The sequence below is a fragment of the Limnoraphis robusta CS-951 genome, from assembly GCF_000972705.2.
Genome location: NZ_LATL02000132.1, coordinates 1 through 10,961 on the forward strand (window position 1 = coordinate 1; position 10,961 = coordinate 10,961).

Here is a 10,961-nt window from a genome sequence, read left to right on the forward strand (position 1 = left end):
GGGAACAGGGAACAGGGAACAGGCAACAGCAGACTATGAAAGGATTCTAGGATGTAGAAATGTCCTAACCGAATTTTGTACTGCTATACCAGCGAGATTATACTGAAAAAGCAGAGACTTTCTATACTGTCTCTACCGAAAAAATGTCAGTGTTATCCGGAATTTTCGTGCAAATTGCTACGCACTAGCGTGGGTGATTTCTTTCCAGCGTTGATGCCACAGTTCCATAACGGTCTTACTTTCCGGTAAGTCCTCAAACTGCTGGGTTTGCACTTTGATTTCCGGTGCTAGCCCTTCTAAGGATTCAACACTACCACAGTAGCGTAGAACTTGCCGCCATCCTTCTTGCCATTGTAGACAGGCTTGCTGACGTTCTCGCAAGGGTTTGAGCCGTTCTTCATCTATTTTGAGTTGCTTGGCTTTTTCACCCCATGCTGATCGCCATTGTTCAACGGCGGTACAATTGTACTGGGAGCCATAGCGTTGGACTTCGCGACTGAAGATTTCTCCGAGTTGGTTGAGGCGATCGCGATCGCGACATTGAGAAATCGCCTCTAACCCTTGTTCTATCCAAAGCGGTAGGCAGCGATAGCTTACGAAGATTGCTCCTGACCCTATTATTTTAACCCAGATTTGGTGTTGCCACATCTCTAAATGTTCAATTTGTCGAGGGGCTATACCGAGCAAAGCTGAGACTTCTAACCAAACTCGCGCCAATGGCCATTTAGCCGGAACAATGATTCCCGCCGTGACTAAGTTCTTAGACATAATAGATTACACCTAGATCCTGGAACTTTTATATTGTCCCGAAGCTTCTATATATAGTGTTTTCGGGGATAGTCTGTTTATCTTAACTCTATATGTAGTATTTCGTCTAGTTCATTCTGAACTGATACTGAAGATATTCCAACTGTAGAGTTTGAGTTAAACAAGTCCTGTATTATAGCAGATCAAACTCATTTTTGCAAAATCTGTTAATCTAGTCTTGACAGTGACCAGTTTTTACAGTGACCAGTGAACAGTAATCAGTGACCAGTTTTTACAGTGACCAGTGAACAGTAATCAGTGACCAGTTTTTACAGTTATCAGTTCTTTTCCTTGTCACCTGTCACCTGTCACCTGTCACCTGTTCACTATCTCCTGACACCCTAATTTGTATCTATGAAACCGAGTCGAATTCATCACGTGGCGATTATTTGCTCTGATTATGAGAAATCCAAAGATTTTTATGTGAATATTTTAGGATTTCCGATTATTGAAGAAACATTTAGAGCGGCGAGAAATTCCTATAAACTGGATTTAAGAGTTGGCGATCGCGATCAAATCGAGTTATTTTCCTTTGAAAATCCACCTGAACGTCCTAACCGTCCAGAAGCTTGCGGTTTGAGACATTTAGCCTTTGAAGTAGAAAATCTAGATGAATCTATTGCTCTACTGCAATCAAAAGGCGTTGAACTCGAACCCATTAGAACCGATGAAATCACCGGAAAACGATTTACATTTTTCAAAGATCCCGATAATTTACCCTTAGAAATCTATGAACATTAATTGTGAGAAACAGGAGGAGTCAGAATGAACCTGACTCCTAAATTGTGCATCTTAAGCTTGAGATTTTAAACGCCGTTTTTTTATACAGTCGCTAACTCTGGAGCCGGACGCTTGCTGTTGCGAATTCCTGTAATCGCTTCAGCATAATCAGACGCTTTAAACACAGCAGAACCTGCTACAATCGCATTAGCACCCGCTTCTAAAACCTGCCAAGTGTTATTAACTTTCAAACCGCCATCTACTTCAATCCAAGGGTCTAAGCCGCGTTCATCGCACATTTGACGCAACTTTTGGATTTTGGACACCATACTGGGAATGAAGCTTTGACCACCAAAACCGGGGTTAACGCTCATAATCAGCACGAGATCACAAAGATCCAAGGTGTACTCAATCAACTCTAAAGGAGTCGAAGGATTAAGAACAACACCCGCTTGCTTACCGAGTTCTTTAATTTGACCTAAAGTGCGGTGGAGGTGGGGAGAGGCGTTGTGTTCAGCGTGAACCGAGATAATGTCAGCACCCGCTTTAGCAAAATCCTCAACGTACTTTTCCGGTTCGACAATCATCAAGTGAACATCGAGGGGTTTGCGAGTCACAGGTCGGATTGCTTCTACGATTAACGGACCAATGGTAATATTAGGAACAAAACGACCGTCCATCACATCCACGTGAATCCAATCGGCGCCAGCTTCATCAACTGCTCGAACTTCGTCTCCTAAGCGGCTAAAATCAGCAGATAATATGGATGGAGAGATAACAGTGTGTTTTGGGGACTGGCTCATGGTGTAATATGTTCTCCTACATCTGGGGTTGTATTCAGTGTATCAGAATTTGTTCAGCCGTCCGTACCGCAGCTTAGGAGTTTTGGAAATGCCATCAGGGATCAACTTGTTTTGTCGGAAACACCTATCTCAACCCCAAATATACTTGTATTGATGGAAAGCCTAAGGAGCGACAAGAGGTTCTATGAATAAAATCGATCCCCTAGAATATCCGGATGACCAACACGTTCGACTGTTTGTATATTTGGTTCCTGTGATTGGTGTATTCCCTGCGCTTTGGAGTTTATATCGCCGTCAGGGAACACCGCAACATCTCCGCACCAGTCGGTTAGCTGTGACCTTGGCTCTGGGCTGGCTACTCGGACATTTGGCATTGGAGGCTGGCTCTAGTGCGGTGGAAATTTGGAGCCTGCCTCTATTGCTCGGTAGTAGCGTGTTGACCACAAGTTATTTTATAGTCTGTTTTGGGTTAATGATTCGCCTTTGGCAACGTCAGCCCCTATGGTTGCCAGGAATGAGTCAACTGGCGGAACGGTTGCTTGGCAAACATCTTTCTTAAGTCTGGAGACAGTTTTTCCCGGTTTTCAGATCTGATCAAAACTACTCTTTTTTTTGTAAAAACCTTATCTTGCGTGTGAGGAAGCCTGTGTCTGCTCGTAGAAATCATAACCATTTATTGCGCCAACATCGAACTGCTCAACCTGTTCTCAAGAAATTCACCCAATCAGGCCCCGGAAGATGGCTAGGATTGGCTTTAGGCTTAACGGGAGTTGCCACAATCTCTGCAACCGCAGGCGCATTACTCGCCGTTTCCCTGTCAACCACGCCGTTGATGCAGCAAAAGCTGACACCGGAAGAGGCGGCTGTGTTTTCTAAGGGTCAAATGGCTCGGGGAAATTTGCGTTTTCCTGAGTTAACTCGTCCCGTTAATATTCTGGTTTTAGGGATTAAGGTTCTCACGTCTGACTTGGAAGATGAATCACAGGAAGATTTGGGATATCACGCCGTTGTAGATTCGTTTAAAGGGTTATCGGATACGATGCTGTTGCTGAGGTTTGACCCGGCGGAAAAGAAGCTGAAAGTTTTGTCTGTTCCCCGTGATACTCGTACCTATGTTGAGGGAATGGGGATGACTAAAATTAATGATGCGAACTATTCTGGCGGCCCTGCTTTGAGTGCAAAAGCAACGAGTGAACTGTTAGGTGGTGTGGGTATTGATCGCTATGTTCGGGTGAATGTTCTCGGTGTTGAAAAACTGATTGATGCTTTGGGAGGTGTAAATGTTTATGTTCCCAAGGAGATGAAATATAGCGATGATAGCCAACATTTATATATCAATTTGGAACAGGGTCAACATCACCTTAATGGCGCTCAAGTGTTGCAATTTTTGAGATTTCGTCACGATAGTTTAGGTGATATTGGGCGGGTTCAGCGACAGCAAATGTTGATGCGAGCTTTCATGGAACAGGCGTTAAATGTGGGGACGATTTCCCGACTTCNACATCACCTTAATGGCGCTCAAGTGTTGCAATTTTTGAGATTTCGTCACGATAGTTTAGGTGATATTGGGCGGGTTCAGCGACAGCAAATGTTGATGCGAGCTTTCATGGAACAGGCGTTAAATGTGGGGACGATTTCCCGACTTCCGAAGCTTGTTTCGATTATTCAGTCTCATATTGACACGAATTTAAGCTTAGAGGAATTAGTGGCGTTGGTGAATTTTGCTAGTAATGTCAAGCCCGAAGATATTGAGATGTTGATGGTTCCGGGGAAATTTAGCGATCCAGAAGATTATAAAGCCAGTTATTGGCTACCAGACTACAGCCGCTTAGATGCAATTTTGGCTAAACATTTTGATTTTGGCTATGATTCTTGGCGCTTTGAAAATGTTGATAGCCGAGATTTGAGAATTGCGATTCAAGATAGCACAGATGATTGGGCTGCGGTTGATGGTTTTGTGGTGGAACTTAACGAAGACGGATTCTGGAATGTTAAGGTTGCTAAACCCTGGACTCAGCCTTTAGATGTGACTCGAATTGTTGCTCAAGATGGCGATACTCAGAGTGCAGAAGCGATTCAACGGGCTTTAGGATTTGGACAAGTGGTGGTTGAAAGTACGGGATTTTTAGAGTCTGATGTGACGATTCAGTTGGGGCGAGATTGGCTGGAAAAATACGAGAAAAAACAGCAATTAAACCCAAGGGAAACGGAAACGGAAACGGAAACGGAAGCCAACGATGATTTAAAGGAGTTGAGGATTAGAAACTCTAACTAAATTGCTTGATTGGGGTGCATCAGACTCACCAAAAAAAAGAAGAAGCATTTTTGAGTTATTTGGGATGGATATCGAACTTATCCTGACTCAATTCTAGCCCTAAAAAAGATAAAGTTTTTGCCTTTCTTTTTGTTTTTAAGTCCGTTAATATAGCAGTACAAAATTCGGTTAGGACATTTCTACATCCTAGAATCCTTTCATAGTCTGCTGTTGCCTGTTCCCTGTTCCCTGTTCCCNGGTTAGGACATTTCTACATCCTAGAATCCTTTCATAGTCTGCTGTTGCCTGTTCCCTGTTCCCTGTTCCCGATTCAAGTAGCGCTATATATCAATTCATCTTGATGGAGTCAGAAAACTTCTAAACATCGTATTCCGTCTCTAGTCTCCTCTCTGCTCTAATGTGCATGGATTTACTTATTACCCTAATTTTATCTTTTATCTTGTTAGTTTTTAGTACCCTCAAAGGGTACTTTATTTTTTATTCCTTATTGGCTTCTACACTGCTTTGGATCGCGGTTCTGCTGAGGCGAGGCTTTTTACTTAAAGACTTAATGCAAATGGCTTTTTCAGGTGCAAAGAAGTCTTTTTCTGTTGTCATCATTTTACTTTTAATTGGCGCCGTGACTTCGACTTGGATGACAGCCGGAACTGTACCGAGTTTAGTGTATTATGGCATTCAAATAATTAACCCTAACTATTTTATCCTATTAGCGTTCCTGTTAACAAGTTTAGTTTCTCTCTTAATTGGGACTTCCTTTGGAACCGTGGGAACGATTGGTATTGCTTTAATGATTATGGCGAGTAACAGTGCGGTAAATTCAAATTTAGTGGCGGGAGCGATTCTTTCTGGGGCTTATTTTGGCGATCGCTGTTCTCCGATGTCATCGAGTGCGAATTTAATCGCGAGTCTGACTCAAACTCGACTTTATACTAATATTAAAAATATGCTGAAAACGGGATTAATTCCCTTTATTTTAACGAGTCTTATCTATTTAATATTATCACAATTGTATCCCATCTCAATCACAAATACAATTTTGCACTCAGAACTTCTTCAAACTTTCAATCCCCAGCCGCTTTTATTATTACCTGCGCTAGTCATCTTTATCTTAGCAGTTTTTCAAGTAGAAGTCAAAATTTCCATGATCATTAGTATCGGAATTGCGAGTGTGATTGCTATATTTTATCAACAATACAGTCTTCTGGAATTATTGGATTTTACCTTGAGGGGATTTTATCTGAATGAANTGCACTCAGAACTTCTTCAAACTTTCAATCCCCAGCCGCTTTTATTATTACCTGCGCTAGTCATCTTTATCTTAGCAGTTTTTCAAGTAGAAGTCAAAATTTCCATGATCATTAGTATCGGAATTGCGAGTGTGATTGCTATATTTTATCAACAATACAGTCTTCTGGAATTATTGGATTTTACCTTGAGGGGATTTTATCTGAATGAACCTTCTCCGTTACAATCAATTTTAATTGGAGGCGGAATGATTGCCATGTCAAAAGTCGTTTTAATTGTGATTGTCTCGACAGCTTTAGCCGGAATATTAGCCGAAACTCATATTTTAAACTTCATTGAACTGTTTTTAAACAAAGCAAAATCTCAACGACAGTTATTTTTAGCGACAATGTTCATCGGAACTGTTTCAGCCGCCTATGGTTGTACACAAACCATCGCTATTTTACTCACCCAACAACTCGTTCAAAAAAGATATCAAAGCTTAAAACTCAATAATAATCAATTAGCTGTTGATCTGGAAAATACCGTTGTCGTGATCTCTCCTTTAATTCCTTGGAATATTGCGGGGTTAGTTCCAGTAACGCTATTGATGAGTGATTTTAGCTGTCTTCCCTATGCGTTTTATTTGTATTTAATCCCTCTGTTTAATTTAATCCATAAACCGAGGGACGTAAAGCTTGAGTAGGAAAGAGTTTTTGCAGTTTATTTTGACGTTCTCTCGGAGATTCTTCCGCCCAATTCCAGAGACTTTCATAGAAGAAAAAAGAGACTCCTGCTAATTGGTGTTGACGAGTTTCTTGCACTTGTTTTTCTATTGTATTTATGGGTGTTGGACGATTTTTTAAGCCGCTTAAAATCCCTACTGCAANCTGTTTAATTTAATCCATAAACCGAGGGACGTAAAGCTTGAGTAGGAAAGAGTTTTTGCAGTTTATTTTGACGTTCTCTCGGAGATTCTTCCGCCCAATTCCAGAGACTTTCATAGAAGAAAAAAGAGACTCCTGCTAATTGGTGTTGACGAGTTTCTTGCACTTGTTTTTCTATTGTATTTATGGGTGTTGGACGATTTTTTAAGCCGCTTAAAATCCCTACTGCAAAGGGAATATGATTTTTGGCGAGTTCTACTTCTGTGCGTTCTAACTCGGTGATAAACCGTTCTAAATCAGGACGATAAACTTGTAAAACAATTTCTTCTATCCAACCCTTTCTTTCCCAAGTAAACCAATCTTGCAAATAAGCAGGTAAAGCAAAATGAAGCGGGTTAGGAGAGAGGGAAATGATACAATCTTGATCAATGGCTTTAACGGTTTCAAAAACCCGTTTTACAAATTGGTTAATTTTATCCGCTCGCCATCTTACCCAATAGGTTTCATAGAAATCCTCAGAGGGTAATTTTCCTTGATGTTCGGCTTGATAAAGACTCACGGTATATTGATCATAACCGAATTCTGAGGGTAAACCAAAATGGTCATCAAATTGAATCCCATCAATATNATCTTGATCAATGGCTTTAACGGTTTCAAAAACCCGTTTTACAAATTGGTTAATTTTATCCGCTCGCCATCTTACCCAATAGGTTTCATAGAAATCCTCAGAGGGTAATTTTCCTTGATGTTCGGCTTGATAAAGACTCACGGTATATTGATCATAACCGAATTCTGAGGGTAAACCAAAATGGTCATCAAATTGAATCCCATCAATATTGTAGTTTGTGACAATTTCCGCTATTAAATTCAGGATAAATTGTTGCACTTCGGGATGAAAAGGGTTCAACCAAACTCGCTCGTCATTTCCCTCTTTTTTAATCAATGTTCCATCCAAACGACGAGTCAGCCAGTCGGGATGTTGTTGGGCTAAATCTGAGTTAGCAGGTGCCATAAATCCAAACTCAAACCAAGGAATAACGCTTAATCCTTTTTGATGTCCTTGGGTGACTAATTCTTGTAAAACATCTCGTCTTTGTAAGCCGGGTGTGGGGTCGAGAGATTGTCCGAAATATTGTTGAGCGACTGCACTGGGATAGAGGGTATAACCGCCTTGCCAAACTGTCGGATAGATGGTGTTAAAATTGAGGGTTTTTAAGCGATTTAAAGCTTCTGTAACTCCCCGTCGAGAAAATAAAACATCGCTATCAATATTGGTGAGCCAAACTCCGCGAATTTCCCTGACTGGGGGAGGAATTGTTAAAGCGGGTTTGAGGGTAAATAGAACGAATAACAAGCTGAAAATAAAGGTGATAAATTTAGGAATGATTCGCGTTTGTTTAAACCCATTGAACATAATTGATATTCGTCGCTAGATGATGCTAGTGTTAACCCATGTTATAACAGCAAATAAAATAATAGCATGACTTTCCCGCGAATTTTTTGAATCAGAGGACGGCGTTTCCATTCTTGATAACTAATGCAGTGACTTTCACGAAAACCATTTGAAAGAAAGNGGTGATAAATTTAGGAATGATTCGCGTTTGTTTAAACCCATTGAACATAATTGATATTCGTCGCTAGATGATGCTAGTGTTAACCCATGTTATAACAGCAAATAAAATAATAGCATGACTTTCCCGCGAATTTTTTGAATCAGAGGACGGCGTTTCCATTCTTGATAACTAATGCAGTGACTTTCACGAAAACCATTTGAAAGAAAGTTTTCAACATTTTGACATAAAAAAGGTTGTGCAGTGGAGACATTTAACTCATCATTACTCCAAAAACTACGCGGATCAAAGTTGGCGCTTCCCATACTTACCCAACTGTCATCAATTAACACGGTTTTCCCGTGCATCATACTGGGTTGATATTCATAAATCTCTATTCCTTCCTGGAGTAATTTTTTATAAAGTTCCCGAGCTGAATAATGAACAAAGGGTTTATCTGTTTTTGAACCCATCGTTAAAATTCGCACATCTACCCCTCGATGTTTTGCATCTATGAGAAGTTTTTGGATATTAGAAAAAGGCAAAAAATAAGGGCTAGCAATCCAAATTCGACTTTGAGCCGACATCACTAACATTTGGTAAAGAGCGCGAATAGAAGAATCTCGATAAGACGGATCTTCACCGGAAGTTATTAATACCGTTGGTAGAGAGGTTTGTAATGTTTGATTTGAACTTTGAGTTAAAGGATTTTTACCCAGATCAATTGTTGTTCCTGAGTCGAGCCAATGCTGAATAAAAAGACCATGCAAACGTTCAACAACTGGCCCTTCAAATTGAGCTTCAAAATCAAACCAAGGCGCTCGATCTCCTTGTTCGGGAATACCATCCCAATAGTCAGAAATTCCGGCGCCGCCAATCAAAGCAATTTGATCATCAATTAAGAGTAATTTGCGGTGACTACGTTTGAGATAATCGTAAGGTGAGCGCCAACTAAAGGGATTAAAAAAGCGAACTTCTACCCCACTGAGTTCTAAATTTTTCCAGTATCGTTCAGGAACAGATTTGGCACCATAACTATCAACAACAACTTGTACTGTTACCCCAGAATTTGCTTTTTCAATCAGTGCTGTTGCAAAAGCATCTGCTCGTTCACCTGGAGTCATAATATAGGTTTCAAACAGAATTCGATGTTGGGCGCAACGAATTGCATTTAAACGAGCGGGTTGAATTTCATCAGCTTTTACCCAAAATTTTGTCGCCTCAGCGCTGCTGATAAAAGAATCTGATAAACTCGCAACCGTCGGGGAAAAATCAGGAGCAGTTGGGGAAGGAAAGTTAAAGATTTTGTAGTGAATTCGTCGGCGAAATACACCTTGAACATACAAAACAATCAGGATTACAACTGCGATGCAAACCCCAATCAACAGAATTACACTCAACCAGTTATCAAACGGTAGCATTTAAGGGCATTAATGAGTTGATGGTTGTCAATCAGTAGTCGCTAGAAAGCTAGAAATCTTATAAAACTTAGAGAATATTTTTCTCAAAATCATCACACAACGGATTAAATTCGTCCGAGGGTTATAACCCGAGGGAATGGTAATAGTTTTATTGACTCTATCCTGTGACTATTAATTTTCAATGATATCACTAATCTCATCCATTATCTTTATAATAGCGCCGATTTTACGAGCCGCTTCTCAATGAGTAGAAGCGATTATTTTTCTTGGGGAGTTATCCGATCAGAATCGAGCGAGGTACACCAAGATCTAACCCAAGAGTGATGTAGTGGTTTTCTATATATTAGATAATCAAAGGATGAGCAAGATTTTTGAGGAGTAGAAAAGTACAAAACTTTTCTGAATCGATAGAAGCAAATTTTAAAATCCCGGGCTGTTAGTAGATGATTAATAAAAGGAACGCTTGCTCCGTTTCTAGATTTATTTTGTTTATAACATCCAAAGAAAAGGGCGAATTTTAAGGAATTTTCATCAAATTAAAACCATTTAAAACAATGGGATAAAAAAGAAATGTCACAGGCTAAAGTCGGTAGTAAAGTAAAAGTCCACTACGTTGGCAAACTTGAAAATGGTGATGTATTGAGTTCTTCAACGAATAACGAAACTTTAGAGTTTTGTGTAGGAGAAGGAGAGGTTATCTCTAACTTNCAAAGAAAAGGGCGAATTTTAAGGAATTTTCATCAAATTAAAACCATTTAAAACAATGGGATAAAAAAGAAATGTCACAGGCTAAAGTCGGTAGTAAAGTAAAAGTCCACTACGTTGGCAAACTTGAAAATGGTGATGTATTGAGTTCTTCAACGAATAACGAAACTTTAGAGTTTTGTGTAGGAGAAGGAGAGGTTATCTCTAACTTAGAACAGGCAATTGTGGGTATGACTCCGGGAGAATCGAAAACAATAACTATTCCCGCAAGACAAGCTTATAATTCTTCTGATCGAGAATCAACTCTTGTTGTTGATCGGCAAAGTTTGCCCGCCGATATATCAATTGAAGTCGGTCAACAAGTTTATGTTCGTGTGCCGAATGTTCATGCCTCAATCCCCGCTATAATTATGGAGATTTCGGAATCAAATATAGTCCTGTCTGTTGTTAATTCTTCTTTTGGAGATGATCACCTCATTTTAGATATTCAACTCCTTGAGGTGGATTAATCCTTAAAGAGCGAAAATATTAGCGATTAAGATGTCAAGGGCGAGTTTGATGTTTTTAAT

10 protein-coding genes and 3 pseudogenes are annotated in these 10,961 nt (G+C 40.1%); 8 read left to right on the top strand and 5 right to left on the bottom strand.

Translation table 11 applies throughout. The annotated features are described in order from the left end of the window. Positions 1–177 precede the first annotated feature (177 nt). Entirely contained in the window at positions 178–768 is a 591-nt protein-coding gene (locus WN50_RS11645) for a hypothetical protein (RefSeq protein WP_046279574.1), read from the bottom strand. Positions 769–1,161: 393 nt separating this feature from the next. On the opposite strand from WN50_RS11645, the gene gloA2 reads away from it, so the two are divergent. Further along, positions 1,162–1,548, top strand: a complete 387-nt coding sequence (gloA2, locus tag WN50_RS11650) for an SMU1112c/YaeR family gloxylase I-like metalloprotein (protein ID WP_046279575.1) — start codon at positions 1,162–1,164, stop codon at positions 1,546–1,548. Positions 1,549–1,628: 80 nt separating this feature from the next. Here the strand turns inward: gloA2 and rpe are convergent, their stop codons facing one another. Further along, complete coding sequence (rpe, locus tag WN50_RS11655; RefSeq protein ID WP_046279576.1) at positions 1,629–2,330, bottom strand: ribulose-phosphate 3-epimerase; 702 nt, start codon at positions 2,328–2,330, stop codon at positions 1,629–1,631. Between the two features lie 184 nt (positions 2,331–2,514). On the opposite strand from rpe, the gene WN50_RS11660 reads away from it, so the two are divergent. The 5 genes and pseudogenes from WN50_RS11660 to WN50_RS31400 form a co-directional block, all read left to right on the top strand. Further along, complete coding sequence (locus WN50_RS11660) at positions 2,515–2,889, top strand: hypothetical protein (protein WP_046279577.1); 375 nt, start codon at positions 2,515–2,517, stop codon at positions 2,887–2,889. A gap of 87 nt (positions 2,890–2,976) precedes the next feature. Continuing rightward, a partial coding sequence (locus tag WN50_RS33990; RefSeq protein WP_235440927.1) for an LCP family protein occupies positions 2,977–3,829 on the top strand: 853 nt, incomplete at its 3' end. Position 3,830: 1 nt separating this feature from the next. Continuing rightward, a pseudogene (locus WN50_RS33995) lies at positions 3,831–4,605 on the top strand (LCP family protein); the annotation flags it as partial. 403 nt (positions 4,606–5,008) lie between these two features. Then, positions 5,009–5,851 (top strand): Na+/H+ antiporter NhaC family protein (locus WN50_RS31395; protein WP_281062878.1); only part of this gene is annotated, 843 nt, incomplete at its 3' end. A 1-nt stretch (position 5,852) separates the two neighbouring features. Beyond that, positions 5,853–6,535 (top strand): annotated as a pseudogene (locus WN50_RS31400) (Na+/H+ antiporter NhaC family protein); the annotation flags it as partial. A gap of 188 nt (positions 6,536–6,723) precedes the next feature. Here the strand turns inward: WN50_RS31400 and WN50_RS36900 are convergent. The 3 genes and pseudogenes from WN50_RS36900 to WN50_RS11680 form a co-directional block, all read right to left on the bottom strand. Then, entirely contained in the window at positions 6,724–7,275 is a 552-nt protein-coding gene (locus tag WN50_RS36900) for a glycoside hydrolase family 10-like protein (protein ID WP_425354800.1), read from the bottom strand. A gap of 69 nt (positions 7,276–7,344) precedes the next feature. Beyond that, positions 7,345–8,130: pseudogene (locus tag WN50_RS36110) on the bottom strand (glycoside hydrolase family 10-like protein); the annotation flags it as partial. Positions 8,131–8,379: 249 nt separating this feature from the next. Beyond that, positions 8,380–9,687: a phospholipase D-like domain-containing protein gene (locus tag WN50_RS11680; protein WP_046276487.1), complete on the bottom strand. Its 1,308-nt coding sequence runs from the start codon at positions 9,685–9,687 to the stop codon at positions 8,380–8,382. 570 nt (positions 9,688–10,257) lie between these two features. On the opposite strand from WN50_RS11680, the gene WN50_RS37520 reads away from it, so the two are divergent. Then, positions 10,258–10,394, top strand: a 137-nt coding sequence (locus WN50_RS37520; protein WP_160315379.1) for an FKBP-type peptidyl-prolyl cis-trans isomerase, incomplete at its 3' end; no start/stop codon positions are given. Positions 10,395–10,466: 72 nt separating this feature from the next. Continuing rightward, positions 10,467–10,901, top strand: a complete 435-nt coding sequence (locus WN50_RS11690) for an FKBP-type peptidyl-prolyl cis-trans isomerase (protein ID WP_046276488.1) — start codon at positions 10,467–10,469, stop codon at positions 10,899–10,901. Positions 10,902–10,961 lie beyond the last annotated feature (60 nt).

What these genes read in the sequence shown, in the direction of transcription:
- WN50_RS11680 (WP_046276487.1), bottom strand. Translation starts at nt 9,687, where the DNA reads ATGCTACCGTTTGATAACTGGTTGAGTGTAATTCTGTTGATTGGGGTT.
- WN50_RS11645 (WP_046279574.1), bottom strand. Translation starts at nt 768, where the DNA reads ATGTCTAAGAACTTAGTCACGGCGGGAATCATTGTTCCGGCTAAATGG.
- gloA2 (WP_046279575.1), top strand. Translation starts at nt 1,162, where the DNA reads ATGAAACCGAGTCGAATTCATCACGTGGCGATTATTTGCTCTGATTAT.
- rpe (WP_046279576.1), bottom strand. Translation starts at nt 2,330, where the DNA reads ATGAGCCAGTCCCCAAAACACACTGTTATCTCTCCATCCATATTATCT.
- WN50_RS11660 (WP_046279577.1), top strand. Translation starts at nt 2,515, where the DNA reads ATGAATAAAATCGATCCCCTAGAATATCCGGATGACCAACACGTTCGA.
- WN50_RS11690 (WP_046276488.1), top strand. Translation starts at nt 10,467, where the DNA reads ATGTCACAGGCTAAAGTCGGTAGTAAAGTAAAAGTCCACTACGTTGGC.